The organism is Scandinavium sp. (assembly GCF_032012665.1).
Taxonomy (GTDB): Bacteria; Pseudomonadota; Gammaproteobacteria; order Enterobacterales; family Enterobacteriaceae; genus Scandinavium.
Map to the genome: position 1 here is coordinate 54,930 of NZ_DALZVG010000024.1, position 20,583 is coordinate 75,512.

A 20,583-nucleotide genomic window follows, 5' to 3' on the forward strand; every position below is an offset into this window, starting at 1 on the left:
TCCTTAACGTGAAGGGATATTACGTGTTTTGGGAGGCGTCACGCTGGCGTTTGCCTGGCTGAACTGAGGCGGCGTAATGTCCATGCTGCCCCCGGCCATCGGCGAGCGGTAATGCGCAGATTTCACCAGGTAATCCCCTAGGGTTTCTTCCACAATGCCGCCGTTGTCCAGCGTGATACTGGAGCCGCCGCCGTTGAGTCGCAGTTTAGGCGCACTGATGAGCAGCTCATCCTTGCTGCTGCTGATGGTAAACAGCAGCTCTGAGGTCATCTCCATTGAGCTCGCCTCTGCGCGAACCTCAACATCCCCCTGGTTGGCAATCAGCTTTGCCCCGGACTGATGGGCAAAAAGCCCGACAGACTCGCTGGCGGCCAGCGTAATGTTCTTCATCGCCCCCATATCGAGATGCTGACCCGCACTCAGGATGGTGTTCTGTTTACTGGTCATCTGAAGGTGCTCACCCGATGTGAAAGCAACGCCCTGCGGCGCACTCCCCAACAGTGCAGCTGACTGAAGGTCTTTCAGACGGTTTTCCAGCAGTCTGTTCTGGCTTTCCAGGTCGCAGGTGAGCGCCTGAGCCTGTTGCGCGAGAAGATTAAGGCGGTTCATTTCTGCTGCAGACTGGTTAAGGCGTTCAATAGCGGGGGACATTTCCAGCACTTTGCCCTGTGCAGCAGTCTGCGCATCCGCAGTCAGGAACATGCCTCTTCCGGCACGCAGCGCACCGTATTCATCGGTGCGCAGTTCAAAACCGGTCCCGCGGGGCTCACGCTCACTATCTACAACATGACCGCCGTTGAGTTGCGTCTTGCCAAACGGCGTCGCCAGCTTGAAATGCTCTTCCTGACGCTTATCTTCCAGGCGAAGTTTGTTGTCCCCCGCCGTGCGCCAGACGTTTCGCGTGTGATTGTCGCGGGTGACGTGATCCGGGTGTTCGGAATCATGCTGGGCGTGGGCGATGTAGGGCCTGTCCGGATCACCACCGTCAAACATCACCGAAACTTCGGTACCGTCAAGCAGCGGGGAGTGGAAGCCGTAGGTATCCCCGGCGTACGGTTTCGCCATGCGCAGCCAGAGGTAGGCATACCCCTGTTCGGTATTGTTGCGATCAAAATCAAGCCGGACGCGGTAGCGTCCCTGATTATCGAGGTATGCATAGGTGTCATGCTTCTCATCGCTTTCCACCCGGGCAGGGAGAGAACCTGCGATCACCGGGCGGTTGATTAATGCCGGACGATAGCAGACAGTTTCACTGTAGGGGATCCCCGTGAAACGCAGCTGAAAGCCTTTGTCACGCGCCCCCGACGTCTGAACACCGGTGATGACAATGCCGTCTTTCAGCGACTCAGGAACATTGCCCTGGGCTTCAAGCACTTCACCGGGGACCAGTACCGGGCTGCTTGAACGCCCGGTGACAATCTGTTGCGCATTGAGTGCGCGCTCATGACGGAGACGGGCAAACCAGGCACCGCCTTCCAGGGTGTCAGCATCGCCCTCACTCAAAAACGGCTCCGCGTAGTGGTAGGTCTCGCCGGTAGTGGCCCCGCCTTCCTGACGGACGGTCGCCGAACTGTCCTGTGGCGTCAGTGCTTCACGGTAGTTATAGTCGCGGTTAGCGACGCTTCCGGTGACCACATGATCTTCCGGGCTGATATCCCAGACACTCTCCTGACCGTTATCACTGGTGCGTGAGGGCGGGATCACCGGGAGTTTTACGCCAAACTGATACTGCATCTGGCTGTCCTGGAAAATCACAACATCCTGTTCAATGCGGCTGTCCATCTCAAAACGCCAGAAGATCCCCACTTCTGCCAGTAAGCGCTGGATAAATTCAAGATCCGTTTCGCGCCACTGGGTAATCAGTTCACGGGCCGGGTAATTCTGCGACAGGCGGAACTCAAAATCGGCCCCTTCCAGCCCGTGGGAGCGCAGGATCTGCTCCACCACTTCCGGTACCGACTGATTCAGATACACCTCGCTGCGCTGAGTGTGCTGCATCAGGGCTATACGCGGCACGATGCGCAGGGCATAGGTGATTTCATCCCTCGACATCGAGATCTGACGGAATGTATCCACCACGCCGTATACTGTGCGTACCGGCACCGCTGGCGTACCATCAAACAAAGGTGTCTGGAAGGTAAAAGAAGCCGGTTTCAACATGACTTCATTGCTGGCAATACTTGTGGCACAGGTGACAGTGACCTCGTAACGCCACGGCTGGCTCAGCGATTCGCTGGCACGAAACCGCAGCACGTCCAGGAAATGATCGCACTCATGCACATCCACCCGGTAGCGTGACAGCCCCAGGGCTTCATCAATCGCCTTCTGCGCCAGGCTACTTAAGCGTTCAGTCATCGTTCACCTCCTGTTGGGTATTCTGCGCGGCATCAAACGCCAGCACGATGCCCTCTTCCTCATCCCATCCAAGTGTCAGACTGTGCGGTTTCTGCCTCGCGGCCATGTGAGTGAGCAGTTGTTGACTCAGTACCGGGAGGATTTGCTGATTGAGCAGGCTGTCAACGTTACGCGCCCCGGTATCCGGCAGCAGGCAGGCGGCCGTCAGTGCGTCGTAGAGACTCTCTTCAATATTCGTGGGCAAGCCATAATGACGATGCAGGCGCCTGCTCACCTGAGCGAGCTTCATTTCCACGATGGTGCGCATGGCAGGCTCGCTCAGCGGACGGTAAATCACGGTCTGGAAGCGGGCCAGTAACGCAGGCTGGAAGTGGTCACGCAAAGTCGGGCGCAGCAGTTCGTGCAGGTCGCCTTCCGTCGCTTCTGGTTGTTCGTCCAGCAACTGCATGATGTGGTCGCTGCCAAGGTTCGAGGTCATCAGAATAACGGTGTTGCGGAAGTCAATTTCACGCCCTTCACCGTCGCGCATAAAGCCGCGGTCGAACACCTGATAGAACAGGTTCATCACGTCGCGGTGCGCCTTCTCCACCTCATCAAGCAGCACCACGCTGTACGGGCGCTTGCGCACGGCTTCGGTCAGAATACCGCCCTGCCCGTAGCCGACGTAGCCCGGAGGGGAGCCTTTCAGCTGCGACACCGTGTGCGGTTCCTGGTATTCGGACAGGTTGATGGTAATCAGCGATTTCTCACCGCCGTACAGCACATCGGCCAGCGCCAGTGCGGTTTCGGTTTTCCCCACGCCGCTCGGCCCAACCAGCAGGAATACCCCCTGCGGGCCGTTCTCTGACGTCAGGCCGGTTTTGGCGGCGCGCAGTCGCTGAGCGATGGCATTGAGGGACACATCCTGCCCGACCACGCGTTTGCCGATTTCGTCTTCCAGGCTCAGCAGTTCGGTTTGTTCGTCCTTCATCAGAGAAGACAGTGGCACGCCCGTCCAGTCGGCAATGACGGTGGCGACGGTGCGCACGTCCACATCAACGGAGAGCAATGAATTACTGTCCTGCATGCTGTTCAGCTCCTGTTGCAACGCGTGAGTCTCACCCTGACGGGAGATATCCTGCCGGCTTTCCAGCAGCTGTTCAGTGAGTTTCAGCTCCTGAGCGTACCGGGACTCCAGTTCGTCGAGCGCAACGATAAGGTCATTCTCTTCCTGTTCGATTGCCGTCAGGCGTTCGCCGTGCTGGTTGTTGCCAAGCGCGATATCTTCCAGCAGTGCCTGTTTCTCCATTTCAAGAGAGGTCATCTGCGAGCGGATGCGGGTCAGTTGTTCGGGTACAGTATCGAGGCTCATACGCACGCGGGCGCTTGCGGTATCAAGCAGGTCAACGGCTTTATCCGGCAGCTGGCGGCCGGTCAGGTAACGACGCGAAAGCGTGACGGCGGCGCGTACCGCATCGTCGGTGATATGCACGCCGTGGTGTTCCGCATAACGGGATTTCAGGCCGCGCAGCATCAGGCAGGCGGTGTCGTCGTCTGGCTCGTCCACTTTCACCATCTGGAAGCGGCGCTCCAGTGCCGCATCGCGTTCAAAATACTGTTTGTACTCGCTCCATGTGGTGGCAGCGATGGTGCGCAGTTCACCACGCGCCAGCGCCGGTTTCAGCAGGTTGGCCGCATCCGCGCCACCGGCTGAATTCCCTGCACCGATAATGGTGTGGGCTTCATCGATAAACAGCAGAATGGGCACGGGCGACTGCTGCACCGCATCAATCACATTTTTCAGACGTTGTTCAAATTCACCTTTCACACCCGCCCCCGCCTGCAGCAGGCCGAGGTCAAGGGTACGCAGTACCACGGTTTTCAGGCTTTCCGGCACGTTGCCTTCAGCGATTCGTAGCGCCAGGCCTTCGACCAGTGCCGTTTTGCCGACACCCGGCTCGCCGACCAGAATCGGGTTGTTCTTACGACGACGGGAGAGAATGTCCACCATCTGGCGGATTTCAGTATCGCGACCAAACACCGGGTCGATTTTGCCCTCTCTGGCTTTGGCAGTGACGTCGAGAGTGAATTTATCCAGCGCGTTCTGCAGGGCCGGGGTCAGCTCTCCCTCTTTTACCTCTGCGCCGACAGGACGCCCGACGAACTCCACTTCTCCGCCATGGTTCTGTGCCAGTTCCGCTTCCAGTTGTACTTCCGGACGTTCATCGGACTGCGCGTCGAGCAGCGGGCGCAGACTATCCAGCCGGCTCTGACTCAGCGTCAACAGTGGCCACAGGCCGTCACAGCGCAACAATTTAGGCTTGTTCACCAATGCCATCAGCAGATAGATGCTGCGGATGTGGGCCTCACCATCGAGTGAGGCCAGCAGCCAGGCTTCCTGCATCAGCTTTTGAATATCAGCGGATAACTGCGGGCGGCTGCGTACCAAACGTGGCAGGGTATCCAGCCAGGCCAGCATTTCCTGCCAGAGTGCATCCATATCCCATTCATAACGGCGCGCCAGCACCGTCAGGTCTCCTTCTCCCTGCTCCAGCAGTTTCAGCAGCCAGTGCTCAGGCAGAATTTCCGCATGGGCGCGGGTCTGACAGAGCGAGGCCGCCCCTTCCATCGCGCGGGCACAGTACGGATTCAGACGACGTAACAGGATGGCTGGATTTTCCATTTTTCTCTCTCTTGATGGCTTCCGGGCACGCTACCGCCCTTCGCTGTTTCCCGTTCAGGGGACCAAAGCGCATGCGGTCGGGCTGGCAGTTTGTGGTTTTTTTTGCTCAACGCCCGCACGGGCAGACGCTCAGCAAAAAAGCGGACAGAGAAGCCCTGTCCGCTTCGTGACTTACGCGGTGGCGCGTTCGTTCCAGGAATCGGAATGAATGATGTTGCCGTCTTTGTAGGTCCAGGTGATTTTTTCGTAACGCAGCTCGATCTGCTCAAGGTGGTTGTGCTTCTCGAAAGCAGGATCCTTGATGTCATGCATGACCGGAGCCACTTTCACCACTTTCACGTTTTCTAACTTCGTGTTGAAGTACTCCACTTCCTGACCCGCGTCGTTGATTTTGTACCACTTAAATTCCGCAGACTTGAGGGTCTGACCGGTGGTCACCGCCTTGTACAGGTACGGGCTGGAGGAGTCGATTTCTTTGGTGAATTTGAATGGCGTGTGGATACGCGTACCAGTCAGCTTGCCGGTGTTGTTATCGGTCGGGATGTACAGGTTATGCTCCTGCGCCACCACTTCGATGCTGCCGTCACGCTCCTGAACGTCAACAGACCCTTTAATGTCCGCACCGCCGTCGTCTTTCAGCCAAAGATAAACAGGAATTGCCATGGAATTACTCTCCATTGTGTTGTGATGCGCCATCATCCTGCGATGACGCTGAGGGTTGGCCCGGTATCTGGCAGGCATTCGCCTGCGGTACCAGGCTGATTTCGACACGACGGTTCTGCGCGCGGCCTTCCGGCGTGTCATTGGTTGCGATCGGACGGCTTGCGCCATAGCCCTGCACCGCAAAACAGCTCTCCGGCACGTCACCGGTATCACGCATCCAGTCGCGTACCGCTGCGGCACGCTCAAGCGACAGCGTCTGGTTCAGCTGTGCATTTCCGGTGTTATCCGTATGACCCGCGACCACAATCAGCCAGCCCGGCTTCGCCTTAATACCGACCAGCGAATTGACCAGCATTTTGGTGGAGCCGGTTTTCAGTACCGCTTTACCGGAGTCAAACAGCGACATACTGTCGAGACGGACAATTTTCGGTACCGGCTTTGGCTTCGGTTTTGGCGGTGGCGGCGGAGGCACATACGTATCAATGGCCTGCTGCACCGCCAGCCACAGGCGGTTGCCCGGATACAGCCCGAGCCCATAGCGATGGGGCTCTCCCTGACGCTGCCAGCGCTCCAGCAGCAATGCATCCTGCTGCAGGGCATGCAGGGCCTGCGCTTTCGGGGCATAGTGGTTCATCGGGATAGCCTGCCAGCGCTGGAGATCGGCGCTGACCTTGTGGATAAGAGACTGGTTATGCCGCACGGACAGGGCAATGGCACCCAGGGCGCATAACAGCAAAACCATCACCACCCGACGCCCGGTTTTGCCACCCTGCAACGGGGTGGTATACGGGGCCAGCAGGGGGAGCACTGCATCGGCAAAATGCCAGCGGGGTTCACAGACAGTGACTCGGCCGGCAGGCGCAATGCGGGTCTGGCGGAACAATAACTGTGGCCACAGCGCACCTGTCGAGGTGGATACCGACCCGAGACGCAGGGTGACAGCAAACGGTCGTATGGCCGGACACAGCCTGTCCGCTTTACCCAATTCATCCAGCATCACGGAATGAAGCAGCGATGTTGCCTGGGTCAGGTATGGCTGAATAAAGGCCGTCTGTGGGGACTGCTGCCACTCGCCGAGGGTGACGGCAGATTCGTCTTCCGGACACACCAGAGCCGTATTGCCCCGTACCACTATCCAGGGCGTTTCCGGACCACTGAATTCGGTACTCAGGACCACCGGCACGCTATAGCCGGTCAGGTCCCGCAACTGCTTCATCTGCAGACGCAGCGCTTTCAGGGAGGCGCGCAACAACGCCTCATCTTCATGCTGGTCCGGCAAACAGCGGTACATCACGGCGAGCTGGCCTGCCATCGTCGGGGTACGGGCCAGCAGACATTCTGCAAAAGGAGTGAGTCCGGTCAGTTCCGTTATCCGCAGATACCAGCCCTGCGCCGTGCCCCGGCACGGGCCTGCCGCAAACATGGCGTCATCCACATCACCGCAGACCAGCACCACAGGTCCGGTATGGCTCTCTGGTGGGAAGTGACCGGCGTCATCGATCTGCTGTGCAGGTCGTTTTTGACGATAACGCCGACGGATAAAGATAGCGGAAAGCAGCAGTGCGAGTAGCGTCAGGATCGATTTGCTTGCGACAGGCCATGCGAGAAATCCCCATACCAGCCACATTACGGCGGCCAGGCAGACCAGCACCGGGAACGCAGCCCGGGCAAGTGTTCGTCCATACATCAGGGGTGCTCCGGCAGTTGCTGGTGCAGCAGATCCTGCAGCCACAGGTGACCACCCAGCCACACCGCACCGGTCAGGATCACCGCCAGCACAATCCAGAACCAGACGGATCGCAACAGGTTGTAACGACGTCGTCCGGTCTTCTGCACCACCAGTGAGGTACCCGCTTCAAGCGACGGCACACGCTCATTCAGGGCAGCGATCACCTCATCACGCTGAGACTGCCCGACACCAGAGAGACTGTATTGCCCCTGGAATCCCAGCGCCAGCACCCGCTGGTAGCAGGTCAGCACCGCAGGCTCCGGTGCAGGCTGACGCAGCACCTCTGCAATACGATCGTACAAGGCCCCGCCTGCTCTCAGGGAGCCGAAGTAAACCGCCTGCAGTGGCGCAGAGCGCCAGGCGCGTTGCCCGGCGTCAAGCGTCACATTCAGCGCATCGGGTGCACTGTCGCCGGACACAACTGCTTGCGCATTTGTCGCCTGCTGAACCTCCGGCTTACGGTTCATGACGGTTTCATCCAGCAGGGCGCACTGGGCATAAGTGATGTGATCAATACTTTCAGCACCCAGCCCCGCGCGCTCCAGCGCCTCGCGTACGCTTTCCACCTGCGCTTTACAGGCCGCATACAGCGCAGGGCCATCCGTCACCAGCCCACCATGGCGCAGCTGCGCCACGGTAAGCCAGGTCTGTGCCATCAGGGCATCAATGTCGATAACCTTATTCATGAGCGCAGCACCGCAAACAGTTCAAGCTCCAGCTCACCGAGCAGGGATGGAACGTAGAATACGCACACACCCTGATCCAGCATTTCGCGGGCCGCCGGACTTTCCATATCCAGCACGAAGTACTGATTTTCCAGACGCACCGGTAGTGCAGCTGGCACGCGACTGAGCGCAATCAGGCCAATCCCCTCGACGGCCACACCAGACACTTCGCCGACATTTGCCGGCGCACCGGCAATACACATCTCAGCGAACCGTTCGGCAATCTGCCATGCCGGCTGACTGGCTCGTACGGAAAGGTAAAAATCCACTTCATCGCGCAGACGGATATCATGCAGTACCGCTTTCCAGGTTTCCGGATCCAGACGATCCATCCGGACCGCTACCACACGTGACGGCAGGCTGGCTTCCAGCAGCTCACTGATGAGATCAAACAGCGGCGGGAAAGTCTTTTCCGGTGCCTGGTGGTCATACCCCGGAATAGCTTCCAGATCATGCTCCAGCGAGAAGGTCAGCATACTGCCGGCCAGACGGGCGAGCTCTGCCCAGACCTGTTCAGGGTGCCGGTTCGGAAAACGCTCATACTCAGAGAGCACCCGGGCATGGGAGTTCAGGGCATTGAGCATCCAGAACAGTGACACGTCAGCGACCGCAAAATCGGCCATCCGATCATTGCTCTCGCGGCGCATGGACATCAGCCGCTGACGGCGTGATCGCAGCTGGCGGTTTAACAGTGCCAGCCGTTCACACAGTCCACGGCTGGCCGAGAAAAGCGCCATCGGCGGGATAAAGTCCGGATCCTGACGCCAGCCCCCCTGCCCGTCCCGCAACAGACGGGCAACAGCGCAGGTATCCCATGCACCATTGTCTTCATGTCCGAAACGGAAGGCCAGGTTAAAGCGGGCCACGGCCATCGACTCTTCATCCTGCCCGAAACGATCGGTGATGGTTTCCCAGGCCTCAACATAGCGCAGCGGACGTTCCGCTGGCACCGTGTCAGTCAGCACATTAACGATCCCTGCCTGCATCACCGGCAGTGCGACATAGACCGTCACCGGGGTATTGCCTGCAGATGCCGGGATGTCAATTTCGCGGGGTACCGGTGGCAGGTCGCTGTGCCGGGTATCGACCAGCGTGTCATCCGGGAGCCACAGGCGCAGCGACTGCGCCTGAACGCGGCCAGAGGCCAGCATAGCCTCATCCAGCTCGACATGCCCGACGCCCCAGGGGAACGCACTGCCGCGATCGGCCACGCCGGCACGGGAAAGTGCTTCCCATTCAGACTGCTGCTGGAACTGCTGTGGGGCCAGCAGGGCCCCTTCGTTCCATAACGGACGATGAATTTTCATCCCTGGTTTCCCCTCGCCTTACGATTTCGCCTTCGGCATCTGGGAAACCAGTGACAGGTTGACGTCCATCCCTTCCACCTGGAAGTGTGGCACCGCATACAGGCGAACACGGAAGAAGCCCGGGTTATCTTCGATATCCTCAACCATCACTTTCGCGTCACGCAGCGGGTGGGACGCCTGCAGCTCGTCGCCCGGATCGGTCATTTCAGTGACCAGACCTTTCACCCAGGTGTTGAGCTCCAGCTCCAGCAAACGACGGTCTTTGGTAGTACCGATATTTTCACGCTGGATAAGCTTCAGGTAGTGCGCAATACGCGACAGCAGGAAGATGTACGGCAGACGTGCGTTGATACGGCTGTTGGCCGTCGCATCAGCAGTGTCGTACATCGCAGGTTTCTGGGTGGAGTTGGCGGAGAAGAAGCAGGAGTAATCACGGTTCTTGTAGTAGGAGAGCGGAATGAAGCCGAGATTGGCGAACTCAAATTCGCGGGTTTCAGGGATCATTACTTCTGACGGGATCTTCACCTGATTGCCGGTGCCGAGATCGTACAAGTGGATAGGCAGATCCTGCACCGCGCCGCCCGCCTGCGGGCCACGAATTTGTACGCACCAGCCGTTGTTGATGAAGCTTTTCACCATATTGGCCGCAAACGCAAACGACGCGTTGGTCCACAGATATTTGTCGTGATCCGGCCCCTTCACTTCTTCGATGTAGTTGAAGCTGCGAACCGGTACGGTGTCCGGGCCGTAAGGCAGACGGCCGAGCACGCGAGGCATCACCAGCCCGATATAACGAGAATCGTCGGTCTGGCGGAAGCTCTGCCATTTAATGTACTCAGCACGGTCAAAGTAGTTGCCGATGTCTTTAATGGCAGCGACTTCTTCCATCGAATTTTTCAAAAAGAACGCCGGACCTGCAGAGCCGATAAACGGCATATGGGCAGCAGCCGACACTTTTGATATATTACGCATCAGCGCGACGTCCTGGGCTGACGCATCAAACTCATATGCCGAAATAACCGCAGCTATAGGCTCCCCACCCGGGGTGTCGTATTCTGCGATGTACGTTTGTTTGTACAGCCCGCTCTGGATAATCTCCGGAGAATCCTCGAAGTCCTGCCGCAGTTCTTCCTTCGATAAATCAAGCATTTCCAGCTTGACGTTCTGGCGAAAATCTGTTTTATCCACCAGGGATTTAAGCCCACGCCATACGGATTCCAGCTTCTGGAATGCGTCGTTATGCATGATTTCGTCAAGCTGTCGGCTTATCTGGAAGTCCAGTTCTGCAATGTGATGATCCAGCAATGTCTTATCGAGCTTCTCTACTTTCTGGCCGGACTTCTGCAGGCACTGCATAAAGACCTGGACGGCCGCCGTCACACGAGCATTCGCCGACGTTTCCGCCATGACGGTATTATCTTCAAAACCATTCAGGTCGCCTATTTCGGCGATCGGTTTGAGATTAATTTTATCAAACAGTGAGGCATATACCCCGCCCTGCGGCAGCGTTTTTTCAATCGTTGCACCTGCACTCTGTACCTGGCTTTCATTATTGGCTGACATAAGCATGTTTTCCAGTTATTCCGTTAAAAGTTCCGGTAATTGCTGTTAATTCCGGGACGGGGAAAGCGCATTAAGCTCATTACGTAATTCATCGCTCAAAGCGGGATCTTTGAGAATTTTCTCGAGCTCTTTCTTGAAGGTGGCATTGTCCAGAAGGTTCGATTTCAAATCGCGCAGTAAATTACGCATGGCGAGCATCGCTTTTAACTGGGGTACCTGGCGGGCAACGGCTTCAGGCTCAAAGTCTTTCATTTTCTGGAAACACAGACGAATATTTTCTTCTGAACCATCATCTGCAAGCGTATTTTTTACGGTGAGATTTAATTCCGGATCCAGTTCAGCGAGGACAGAATCAAAATTATTTTTATTAACATTAATTTTACTTCTTTCTGCCAGCGTGCCGGTTGCCTTGCCGTTACTGAAGTCCCCGGTAGTCAGCAACTTAAGCGGGAGCTCAACTTTCTTTTGTGCGCCGCCAGTATGCAGGTCTAAAGAAATGTTAACACGTGCCTTGGGGATCTCCCCCTGAAAGCTTTGAGACATCCGGTTATTCTCCTTATGGTGTGATTGGGCTTCCTGCCGGATAACCGCAAGCATCACAATATAACGGCAGGCCATTTATTATTGCGCTGTATATTCAGGTTGTAAACAGATCGGTCCCGATTCTGAAAATAAGCAGCAAGACTCTGAATGAGCTTTCTCACGCCAGACCACAACTGGCGCGGCATTAACGCAGATTCAGAAATGATTTTCTGTGAAAATTTAACCACAGTTTGAGGAAACCGATAATCAGAGACTTGACATAAAAATAGACTATATTCGGGAAAAATCCTAAATTACCCTATATCCACTAAGAACATGAACATTCAAAAAGCATATTTAAGTGTTAGTTAAATGTTATTTAAATTACTCAATCAATCAGTCCGGAGATTAATTTGATTGATTTCATTCGCCACATGAATGATACAAATTGATATCAGGACAATTCTGGCAAGGTTGTCTCTGATTCCTCGTTTAAGATGAAGTCAGTCGCGGAACAATGTAACCGGAAGAAAGCGTGAAAACACGAAACCACAGAGAGCGCTGGACCGTAGCTGAAACAGAGTATGTGGAAACTCACTACCAGAGTATGTCCCTGGCTGACATCGCTACACACCTTGGCAGAACGACCCAGGCCGTCAAAAGGATGGCAAATTTGCTCGGCTGCGCAGATAAAAAGGCCCTCCCCTGGAGTGAAAACGAAAAAGCGATTCTGCTGCACCACTACGAAAGCCGAACGCCCGTCGGGGACATTATTGCTATGCTGCCTGGCCGGAAGCGGTCTGCGATAATGGCCATGGCGACCAGAATGGGCCTGTCACGCCGTGAAAATCCCTGGTCACAGGCGGAGATAACTTGCCTGACACGATACTATCCCACTGAGGGTCAGAAGGTATTACACCGGTTACCCGATAAATCCGATGAGGCCATTCGTAATAAAGCCCGTGAACTGGGCCTTGCGTCACCGGGCCATACCGTGGCGCGGGCGTGGGATGGACAGGAGTGGGCGCGGCTTGACCAAAACAGGCATCTCTCTCCACGGGAACTTATGGCGCATTTTCCGGGGCGAAGTTTGTCATCCATTAAAAATGCGCTGATCCGCCTGAAGAAAGTCAGGACACCAGGAGCCATTCCCCCGCCGCCGGTCAGCAGTAAACCCGTCATTACGACCTGGAGTAATTCTGAGAAAGCCATTCTGACCCGCTGGTATACTACAGATAAATCCATGGAAGAGATTCTGGCGATGTTACCGGGCCGGTCCCGTTCATCAGTGTTCAGCCAGGCCCGTAAGATGGGCCTTTCCCGGCCGCTCAGGCGACCGGTCCGATTCTGATGACAAATCACTATCCGAGCGGAGGAAGCGCTGTTGCACGACGTTTGCCCGACCGGAAGGGATAGCGAACCCGGTTCAACCATCAGGGCTGTAAGGTAATACGATTAGGCTTCGGCATGGCTACAAAGAGTGCATGGGCCAGGAAAACGTCCATACAGGCTGAACAATCATCAGTGACGATAAATTCAACCGATTCGATCAACTTACCCTTACCTGAAAATCCACGGGTCAGCGCGGTCTTTTTTACCAGCAGTGCATCAGTACCCCAGTATTCTTCAGCCAGAAGACCATAGTCCCATTCATCATCACTCACCACGGCATTGGCCCAGCCCTGTGATTTCAGCTGTTCAATGGCGTAGGTCAGCCGATATAAATCCGACTGAGCGGGCACCGGCCCTGCGCAGGATGTCCACAGGTATTCAAGACGATTAAGCAATCCGGCAGCAAGCCCTTTGTTACGCCCCAGTGCCAGTAACCCTTCAATATCGGAGGCAATGACGCGCGGAAATCGCTTTTGCTTTTGGGTCGTCGCAAGCCAGCGCAGCAAAAAGGCATGGATACTGAGTGGGGAGAGTGCCTGACCCCCCCGTTGTGCGATACGCAAAGCAACAAGGGCACACCAGGCAAAATGCGCAAGTAGTGTGACGGTTTGTTCCGGGGGTAGACTATCGTGAGTTTTTTTCATAAGGGAAGTATATCGGCGCTGAATACATCGGGGAAGCCCTGGAGGAACCCGCCTCAACTTCGAATATTCCGCACATAGAGTGAAAATGAATGCATGAACTCGCAGTAAGGGGGGAAGAGGAAGAATCCCCTGTGCCCCCTGTGAGGCTTATATATAAACCATCTAAATACTTAACAAATACTTCTGTATCTTGGAGCTTCAGAATTTAATTACCTGGGCAGTTTTAAGTTTTCGAATCAGCATCGAAAGCAAGGTAAAGTAATCCGCTACATCTTCTTCCTTCCATACACTGCCAGACTCATCGTCAGCGATGTTGCTTATGGCTAATAATGCACCTTTAAACAGTAACATTACCCCCTCCTGTTCATCACATTCAGCTTCAGTATAAAGTTCATTTACTGTTACCACTGGATCTGTCTCACTAAAACATTCATTGATCAGTGCCATACCATCGAGAGATAACCCTGTCATATTACGCAGGCGTTCACAAATATATTCTGCAGCTCCGGAAACAGCATCCTGGTAGTGATTTCTTAAAAAATCTGCATGACAAAACTTCAAAATTTCAGGATGAATGTTGCGTACCTTAAGCTGATTAAACAGTCCTTCAGCCCTGGCCTGGCTTGCCTCATCCAGCTGTTCTGCACTTTGATGCTTTTTTTTGTTCTTCAGCACTCTTGTAAAGGCAGCGTTAACGTTTTCATCTTCCGTTGACCAGCGCCCTAATATTTTCTCATAATTACTGCTTTTCGGTTTACCATTGTTGCGGGTTGAAGTAAATTCTAAAAATTGATCTTTTATCGCTGAATATACTTTTATTTTGGACTTGAATACCTCTGCCGGATACTGACTTAATATTCTGATAAGTTCGTTTTTTGCTATTTCGTACGGCTCTCTGGATTTAACTGCGGCTTTAACTTTCAATTCAATTTCTTTTTCTTCATAATTTTCATAGAAATCATTAATCTCATCCAGCAGTTGCCCGGCATTATTTAATGCAACTCCAGCATTTTCGTTATTTTTTTGTAAGTAGTTGGCTTTGAACTGAATAAGGTAAAACAGGCATAACTCCACGCTTTTATAAAATGATGAATCAGACATTCTTTCGATAAAAAGATCAATGCGGTAGTCTTTCAGAGTCTCTACGTTATAGCAATCTTCATCCCAGAGATTGTAGTTCAGCTCCTCTTCCACACCGGACTTCAGCCTCTCCTCCTCCATATTTCCATAAATTTCTGTGATTTTATCTAACACACCGAGATAGAAAGTTCCAACAGTAATGCGCTTTTTGAACTGATGAGCGTCCAGTACACGAGGAAAGATATCATCCAGCGCTTGCAGGATGCTATTGAACCCAGCGGTGTACTCATCAACAACCTCAGGAAAGGCTGCCTGCTGAGTCATTGCGTCCAGTTTAAGTATAGCCAACATTATCTTTCCTTTTAAATCAATTGGTTAAGGTAAACAGAATAATACGGATGCTGAAGGAATTTTTTTTGCGCTTCGTCATGTGTAAGCTTATTCCTGTTCCAGACAACAAATAACCATTTGATTTTAAAGACATTATGAAGATTAAAAATAATTCTGTTCCGAAAGATATGACGGGTTCATTAACACACCTGGATAAGGCGACTTTCAGCGGCGAAACCCTTGTGGATATGAAATATATCACCCAGTTAATAAAGATGACTGACAAGTGGATCTATGCCCAAATTCAGAAAGGACAATTCCCCAAGCCATTAAAGCTTGGAAGGAGTAGTCGCTGGAAGTACAGCGAGATCTGTGACTGGCTGGAGAGGGTTGAACATGCAAGGAAGTTATAAGCCCAGAGCATCCTGCAAAAGAGCAGGATGCCGGGAGCCGGTATACCCGCATCCTGTTGCAGAGAAGGATTATCTTTGTGAAATGCATTTTTATAAACGCTCAGAAAACACAGCCAGGCGGATTGCACGGAAGAATAAAGTGTGTCAGCGGGCGGGATGTAAACAATCGCTGGGCGACTCCCGTAATCGCAAGTATTGTTCTGACAGCTGCCGTTTTCAGGGAGCAAGACTGCGCAACGATGATCATACTCTCCGGACTACGCAGCATTCATACTGGAAGAATGCTGAGCGACTTATTAAAGAAAATCCTCATGGTATAGGTTCACTTCGCGCCCAGGAGGATATTGCTGGCTTAATCAACCTTTATCAGTGTAAAGCCCGGCATCAGCGTAGCTATAGCTATTATCAACTTCCCCTTCCCTCGGGAAAGAGGAGGCTGAAGCTTGTTCCATTATTGAAGCTGGATTTGTGTCATCTGTATCCAAATTCACTTGGAGGGGAAAATAGTGCCCGGAATATCATTATTGCGCCGTCTTTTATAAATAAACTGGTGGGCAATAAAGTCCCTGTCAGTGAACGTTATCTGGTTCTGAACGGTGTCAGAACGTATAAGAAGCAGCCTCTTACACAGAGCCTTTATCGTTATGTAGTAGAGAACAACAATGAAAATAATATACAGGCATTTTTCCGCTCCCTGGGAAAATTAAAAACCTTCACGTTTAATCAGGTTCGGGCTCCTGACATATCAAACATTCCCGCGTGCTTACCTTTTTTCACGTTGTTACAGGGGGAATTGTTACGACTGGGAATGAATAATGTTGTTAATCGACTAAAAAAAATGAATGAAGTCTTTGCCCTTGAAGCTCTGGATCTTGAAATAATTGCACTATGCCTGTTCTATTGTCTGCTTACAGGTGATAAACCCGGCCTCATAAGAGAAGTGGAAATGTTCTCTTTAATAAAAGATTACACTATTGGTAAAAAAATACTGCGCAGTGAAAAACATCCCGACCTGATTCGAAAACGGTGGGAAAAGAAAACAATCCGGTTTGTAAGTCGATATTTTCACTATGACATCACAACGAAAACAAAAATGACAGCATTTTATAATTCATTTTTTACCCTCCCACCATTAAAGTAACGGAGCATAAGGATATTTTGTTAAATACGGCTTACTGTTTTTAATTAGCCTGACCGTAGTGTGATTTACGGAAAGATAGCGGTACAGACATCCCTTTTCGTTAAGGGGCAACAGACAGAGGCAACGGAACTACCATGGCCGAATTATTCAACTTTTCTAAAGTATCATCAGGAGGGCCTGTATTCACCTCAAAGCATGGTGACTTGCCCGTACTGGCTGCCCGATGCAGAAAAGTAAGCTTTTCCATTTTGTTGTTTATTATTTGTTCGCTCATTCCATTTTTATGTTTGCAATAAGACTGGGCTGTACAATAAGCGAGCTAGGTTACGTGTCAATCATAATGGAAATAGATAACAAGAATAATAACAGGTTATAGAGGGGTACAGGTAAAGAGAGATAGCAAATACAGACACCACACCAAATACATTAATACCACTAATGGTTAATACTTTATGGCAAGGGTTAATTCTCCTTCTGTCATGCATTTTCCGTGTTCGGTATGAAGCTGAATTGGGTTCTATTTTTTAAACAGAAATAAGGCATATCAACCGAAAGGCATATGTTACATGCTTATTGCTGCAAAAGGAGAGGATATGAGTGGAATATACACAAGTGAAGAGCAAGAGGTTCTGAAGGGAATTATTCCTGCCCAGCATGGTTCTGTTTGTATTTTTTCCATCAATCAGATCGAACGCATTCTGGGATCACTTATCGTTACTGATAATGCGTTAACAGGAAGTGACCCCATAACCACTCACGGTCTGTTTGCAACGATTAACAATATCATCACTGATGCCGGAGAAAGGCAATCACAGGATAATGGCGATGCTCTGACTCCTGACGCCGGAATATTTCCTGTAGCGCGGTTAAAATTCCCTAACGGTATTAACCCTGAGGGGGAACGTTGTTTTTTGCATCCATCTATCTTATTCACAGCACATATCTCTGACATATTCCCTGCTTTGCTGAAAGGCCGTACTTCTGTGCCAGGACATTTATATCTAGTTTTTCCCGTAGCGTTACCGTCACTGAATACATTCCCTGCCTGTTTAAATATAAATATTTGCGGTATCCCGTCGATGCCCCCACGTGCTCCTCCCTGCCATTCTCTTGATACCAACGCCAATCTATTCCATATAACTCTTTTGATTTAATGAGATAAATGATGAACTTCCCTGAAAAATACAATTTTCATACCCCTGCAACTTCACCAGTGGCTGTCCCTCCTTCATTTTCAAGACAGGGGGCTTTTCTTGGCAGGCAAAACTACGATCCTGATAGCTTTCCGGTGTATGCACTACCGGAAATTATTCGAAATACTGTTTCTGCAGTACAACAGCAAACGCAGGCACCTCTGGCGCTGGTCGCTGCATCAGCGCTGGGCGCTATATCCCTGACCTGTCAGGGGGTTATTAACGTGGCAAGAACGGAAACACTCGTCTCTCCGGTAGCGCTGTTCATGATTACACTGGCGGAGTCAGGAGAACGTAAAAGCACTGTTGATAAACTCTTCATGACTCCGTTGTATCAGGCTGATGCGCAACTTTATGAACGCTATGAAGAGGAGATGGTGCAGTGGCGTCGAAGGGTGGAAACCCACAAGGAGAAAATGAAAGCACTGAAGGCAATGCTCAGAAAGCAAATCACAAAAGGCGAAGATACTGCAGATACAGAAGAAAGGATTGCACGACAGCAGGCTGAAGAACCGCCTGCCCCCGTTCGCTACAAGCTGATTTTCTCTGACGTTACTCCGGCAGCACTGAAGAAGCACCTGGCTGAGAATTCCCCCGGCACTGGCATCATGTCGGATGAAGCCGGGATGGTGTTCAAAACCCGCACATTAAGTGAACTTCCTTTCTTTAATAAGCTCTGGGATGGGGCAACGGTAACCATTGACCGTAAATCAGCACCAGACCAGGTCATTAAAGATGGCAGGTTAACAATGTCATTATTGGTACAACCTGGCATATTTGCAAATTACCTGGCACGTCATGGGGACGAGGCTAAAAGCGTTGGCCTCCTGGCCCGCACACTTATCTGCCACCCGACATCCACTCAGGGAAGCCGGATGCTGACTCAGACAAACCAGCCGAATGATTCGCTCAGGGCATTTCATCAGCGCCAGCGTGAAATTCTGTCTACCTGGACCTCAGGAAACAATCCTCATATCCGCATGATGTTTTCCCCTGAAGCCCGCCAGGCATGGGAGATGTTCTTCAATAACATTGAAGTGCAGCTTGCTCCCCACCAGTTACTGAGCCATATAAAGGACTACGCGTCCAAAGTCGCTGACAATACAGCTCGTATAGCTGCACTGTTTCAGTATTTCGCTGCTGATAACGATGTGATTTCAGCGGCATCAATGAACGGTGCGATCCAGGTCAGTATCTGGTACCTGAATCAGTTTCTTAAGGCATTCGCACCAGTGGATCCTCTGATGGAGGCCAACCAGGATGCGTGTTTACTTATGTCCAGCATCCTGGCTTTCTGTTCCCAACCCGACGCTCTTGGCGTTCGTAAAAGTACGTTGATCAATTATGGCCCCGAGAAACTAAGGAAAAAGACCAGGAAAATCGACACGTTGCTCCAGCGGCTTGAACAGGAGGGATTTATTACGACTGAAAACATAAATAGCGAATGCTACATAACACTTTGCTGGAAGACGATGCCGTAATTTTTTGTAATCCATAAATTTTCACCCCTGTATTATCAGACTGATACAGGGGTTTTCTTTATCTCATTGATCTGTATGAGCGATCAATGCACCACAATCGATTGATTTTAACTATGCATACAGATGTATCGATCGTTTTAATCTATAAATAAAACAGATCGATTCCTCATTATCGATCGGAAAAATCAATTTTACCCCCTCATTTACCCTGCTTACTCTTACCCCTGCATTCTCTATGGAATGGTGGGACAGGCTGCTTTATCTCCGATTTACGACGGATTATTCCCTCATCCGCATCTTTCCCTGGTATCTGCTGTGTGTCACTCATCCGACTCACTCACACAGGAGCTTTAAATGAAACGACAATTACTGGCCGTATCAGACCTGGCTGCGCTGTTGCTTAGCCCCCTGGCACAGGCTGACAACATTCCTGAATCCATCCGGACAAAAGAAGGTACGAAACCTTTTGACGGCTGTGATGAGTGGTTCAGCTGTTCTGGCAAATGAAGGGCGTTACAGCGTTATTCAGACGCAGTACGGGCGCGACTGTATGACCGGTGGCATATGGGTGACAAACCTCAAAACGGGCAGGGCCGTGGAAATGCCCGGTATCACCAACTGCGACTTCGACAGTGAGAAAAATGCGGTCGTGATTTATCCACAAAACGGCTTAGCCACTATCTACAAAGGAGGGAACAACACCACACCCGAGCTGGCAACCGCTGAACTACCCGATGAGTAATTTCGCTGATTTCCTTTATATACCTGACGCGGCACATTCCGCTGATGCAGGTACGCTATATCAATAACTAAAGAGACGATGTAATGAATTACCCCTTTGATAAAAATGACGCTAACGCATGGCTGCTGGCCCTTCTCCCTCTGGTGCTGTTTCTGCTGGGGCTGTTTATGCCGGATACACTGCTGACGACGGCCAGCATCGGTGTCACGTTCGGTGCCGTGTATGGCGACAGGAAGACATTACTGAAGCAGGAAAAGCCCGCGCCTTCGCTGTGGTGGTTTCTTATCTCCCCGGTGTATCTGTGGAAGCGTGATGCCTGGCAGCAAAAGCCGAAGCGCCTGTTCCAGGTATGGATTGTCGCCACTGTACTGATGCTGGCCGGGACCTGGTTCCAGATGTCCCATGACACCTCTTCAGCACTGGCAGAATCAGCCTGCCCGACCGTAACGGAAATCATGCAGGAAAATCATCAACGCGCCACCTGCATAAAGATAGACGACATGCAGGAAGAGGTTTCCGGTCGCTTTTACAGAGCCCGTGCATTGATGAATACCGGCAGGAAAATGCCGGTAACCATTGAGGTCCGGGATGACGGAACGTTCTACGTCACGATCCCAGATATGAATGACGCGTATTGAGCC

18 protein-coding genes are annotated in these 20,583 nt (G+C 52.2%); 8 read left to right on the plus strand and 10 right to left on the minus strand.

Features of this window, described 5'->3' with window-relative positions:
* Window positions 1-3 precede the first annotated feature (3 nt).
* The 8 genes from RTU33_RS17335 to tssB form a co-directional block, all read right to left on the minus strand.
* Window positions 4-2,355, minus strand: a complete 2,352-nt coding sequence (locus tag RTU33_RS17335) for a type VI secretion system tip protein VgrG (protein WP_312629018.1) — start codon at window positions 2,353-2,355, stop codon at window positions 4-6.
* The gene (gene tssH / locus RTU33_RS17340) at window positions 2,348-5,017 is read right to left on the minus strand and encodes a type VI secretion system ATPase TssH (RefSeq protein WP_312629020.1); all 2,670 of its coding nucleotides are present in this window, start codon (window positions 5,015-5,017) and stop codon (window positions 2,348-2,350) included. Before tssH ends, RTU33_RS17335 begins: the two co-directional genes overlap by 8 nt.
* Window positions 5,018-5,188: 171 nt before the next feature.
* The gene (gene hcp, locus RTU33_RS17345; RefSeq protein WP_312629021.1) at window positions 5,189-5,680 is read right to left on the minus strand and encodes a type VI secretion system effector Hcp; all 492 of its coding nucleotides are present in this window, start codon (window positions 5,678-5,680) and stop codon (window positions 5,189-5,191) included.
* A gap of 4 nt (window positions 5,681-5,684) precedes the next feature.
* Complete coding sequence (locus tag RTU33_RS17350) at window positions 5,685-7,367, minus strand: OmpA family protein (protein ID WP_312629023.1); 1,683 nt, start codon at window positions 7,365-7,367, stop codon at window positions 5,685-5,687.
* Window positions 7,367-8,095 (minus strand): type VI secretion system protein TssL, short form, encoded by a 729-nt coding sequence (tssL, locus tag RTU33_RS17355; RefSeq protein ID WP_312629024.1) that lies wholly within the window; start codon window positions 8,093-8,095, stop codon window positions 7,367-7,369. The genes RTU33_RS17350 and tssL overlap by 1 nt, the downstream gene beginning before the upstream one ends.
* Window positions 8,092-9,441 (minus strand): type VI secretion system baseplate subunit TssK, encoded by a 1,350-nt coding sequence (gene tssK / locus RTU33_RS17360; protein ID WP_312629025.1) that lies wholly within the window; start codon window positions 9,439-9,441, stop codon window positions 8,092-8,094. Before tssK ends, tssL begins: the two co-directional genes overlap by 4 nt.
* Before the next feature lie 18 nt (window positions 9,442-9,459).
* Window positions 9,460-11,010 (minus strand): type VI secretion system contractile sheath large subunit, encoded by a 1,551-nt coding sequence (gene tssC / locus RTU33_RS17365; RefSeq protein ID WP_409438257.1) that lies wholly within the window; start codon window positions 11,008-11,010, stop codon window positions 9,460-9,462.
* Window positions 11,011-11,049: 39 nt separating this feature from the next.
* Window positions 11,050-11,547 carry a type VI secretion system contractile sheath small subunit gene (gene tssB / locus RTU33_RS17370; RefSeq protein WP_312629027.1) on the minus strand — a complete coding sequence of 166 codons (498 nt, stop codon included), beginning with the start codon at window positions 11,545-11,547 and terminating at the stop codon, window positions 11,050-11,052.
* A gap of 514 nt (window positions 11,548-12,061) precedes the next feature.
* On the opposite strand from tssB, the gene RTU33_RS17375 reads away from it, so the two are divergent.
* A complete protein-coding gene (locus tag RTU33_RS17375) occupies window positions 12,062-12,877 on the plus strand; it encodes a hypothetical protein (protein WP_312629028.1) in 816 nt (271 codons plus the stop codon).
* Window positions 12,878-12,959: 82 nt separating this feature from the next.
* Here RTU33_RS17375 and RTU33_RS17380 read toward each other — a convergent pair whose 3' ends face one another.
* On the minus strand, window positions 12,960-13,562 hold the full coding sequence (locus RTU33_RS17380; RefSeq protein ID WP_312629029.1) for a DUF2913 family protein: 603 nt from the start codon (window positions 13,560-13,562) through the stop codon (window positions 12,960-12,962).
* Between the two features lie 198 nt (window positions 13,563-13,760).
* Window positions 13,761-14,993: a TIGR02391 family protein gene (locus tag RTU33_RS17385; protein WP_312629031.1), complete on the minus strand. Its 1,233-nt coding sequence runs from the start codon at window positions 14,991-14,993 to the stop codon at window positions 13,761-13,763.
* A 227-nt stretch (window positions 14,994-15,220) separates the two neighbouring features.
* Here RTU33_RS17385 and RTU33_RS17390 point away from each other — a divergent pair, with 227 nt between their 5' ends.
* From RTU33_RS17390 to RTU33_RS17420, 7 genes are all read left to right on the plus strand, one after another.
* Window positions 15,221-15,385, plus strand: coding sequence for a helix-turn-helix transcriptional regulator (locus tag RTU33_RS17390; RefSeq protein ID WP_409438259.1), 165 nt, complete (start codon window positions 15,221-15,223; stop codon window positions 15,383-15,385).
* On the plus strand, window positions 15,369-16,526 hold the full coding sequence (locus RTU33_RS17395) for a hypothetical protein (protein ID WP_312629033.1): 1,158 nt from the start codon (window positions 15,369-15,371) through the stop codon (window positions 16,524-16,526). The genes RTU33_RS17390 and RTU33_RS17395 overlap by 17 nt, the downstream gene beginning before the upstream one ends.
* A gap of 593 nt (window positions 16,527-17,119) precedes the next feature.
* A complete protein-coding gene (locus RTU33_RS17400; protein ID WP_312629035.1) occupies window positions 17,120-17,680 on the plus strand; it encodes a hypothetical protein in 561 nt (186 codons plus the stop codon).
* An 8-nt stretch (window positions 17,681-17,688) separates the two neighbouring features.
* The gene (locus RTU33_RS17405) at window positions 17,689-19,200 is read left to right on the plus strand and encodes a YfjI family protein (RefSeq protein WP_312629036.1); all 1,512 of its coding nucleotides are present in this window, start codon (window positions 17,689-17,691) and stop codon (window positions 19,198-19,200) included.
* A 354-nt stretch (window positions 19,201-19,554) separates the two neighbouring features.
* Window positions 19,555-19,707 carry a hypothetical protein gene (locus RTU33_RS17410; RefSeq protein ID WP_312629037.1) on the plus strand — a complete coding sequence of 51 codons (153 nt, stop codon included), beginning with the start codon at window positions 19,555-19,557 and terminating at the stop codon, window positions 19,705-19,707.
* On the plus strand, window positions 19,679-19,942 hold the full coding sequence (locus tag RTU33_RS17415; protein ID WP_312629038.1) for a hypothetical protein: 264 nt from the start codon (window positions 19,679-19,681) through the stop codon (window positions 19,940-19,942). Before RTU33_RS17410 ends, RTU33_RS17415 begins: the two co-directional genes overlap by 29 nt.
* An 83-nt stretch (window positions 19,943-20,025) precedes the next feature.
* Window positions 20,026-20,580 carry a hypothetical protein gene (locus RTU33_RS17420; RefSeq protein ID WP_312629039.1) on the plus strand — a complete coding sequence of 185 codons (555 nt, stop codon included), beginning with the start codon at window positions 20,026-20,028 and terminating at the stop codon, window positions 20,578-20,580.
* The last annotated feature ends 3 nt before the right edge of the window (window positions 20,581-20,583 follow it).

Excerpts from the sequence above, each read along its gene's own strand:
- RTU33_RS17335 (WP_312629018.1), bottom strand. The coding sequence starts at position 2,355 with ATGACTGAACGCTTAAGTAGCCTGGCGCAGAAGGCGATTGATGAAGCC.
- tssH (WP_312629020.1), bottom strand. The coding sequence starts at position 5,017 with ATGGAAAATCCAGCCATCCTGTTACGTCGTCTGAATCCGTACTGTGCC.
- hcp (WP_312629021.1), bottom strand. The coding sequence starts at position 5,680 with ATGGCAATTCCTGTTTATCTTTGGCTGAAAGACGACGGCGGTGCGGAC.
- RTU33_RS17350 (WP_312629023.1), bottom strand. The coding sequence starts at position 7,367 with ATGTATGGACGAACACTTGCCCGGGCTGCGTTCCCGGTGCTGGTCTGC.
- tssL (WP_312629024.1), bottom strand. The coding sequence starts at position 8,095 with ATGAATAAGGTTATCGACATTGATGCCCTGATGGCACAGACCTGGCTT.
- tssK (WP_312629025.1), bottom strand. The coding sequence starts at position 9,441 with ATGAAAATTCATCGTCCGTTATGGAACGAAGGGGCCCTGCTGGCCCCA.
- tssC (WP_409438257.1), bottom strand. The coding sequence starts at position 11,010 with ATGCTTATGTCAGCCAATAATGAAAGCCAGGTACAGAGTGCAGGTGCA.
- tssB (WP_312629027.1), bottom strand. The coding sequence starts at position 11,547 with ATGTCTCAAAGCTTTCAGGGGGAGATCCCCAAGGCACGTGTTAACATT.
- RTU33_RS17380 (WP_312629029.1), bottom strand. The coding sequence starts at position 13,562 with ATGAAAAAAACTCACGATAGTCTACCCCCGGAACAAACCGTCACACTA.
- RTU33_RS17385 (WP_312629031.1), bottom strand. The coding sequence starts at position 14,993 with ATGTTGGCTATACTTAAACTGGACGCAATGACTCAGCAGGCAGCCTTT.
- RTU33_RS17390 (WP_409438259.1), top strand. The coding sequence starts at position 15,221 with ATGAAATATATCACCCAGTTAATAAAGATGACTGACAAGTGGATCTAT.
- RTU33_RS17395 (WP_312629033.1), top strand. The coding sequence starts at position 15,369 with ATGCAAGGAAGTTATAAGCCCAGAGCATCCTGCAAAAGAGCAGGATGC.
- RTU33_RS17400 (WP_312629035.1), top strand. The coding sequence starts at position 17,120 with ATGAGTGGAATATACACAAGTGAAGAGCAAGAGGTTCTGAAGGGAATT.
- RTU33_RS17405 (WP_312629036.1), top strand. The coding sequence starts at position 17,689 with ATGATGAACTTCCCTGAAAAATACAATTTTCATACCCCTGCAACTTCA.
- RTU33_RS17410 (WP_312629037.1), top strand. The coding sequence starts at position 19,555 with ATGAAACGACAATTACTGGCCGTATCAGACCTGGCTGCGCTGTTGCTT.
- RTU33_RS17415 (WP_312629038.1), top strand. The coding sequence starts at position 19,679 with ATGAGTGGTTCAGCTGTTCTGGCAAATGAAGGGCGTTACAGCGTTATT.
- RTU33_RS17420 (WP_312629039.1), top strand. The coding sequence starts at position 20,026 with ATGAATTACCCCTTTGATAAAAATGACGCTAACGCATGGCTGCTGGCC.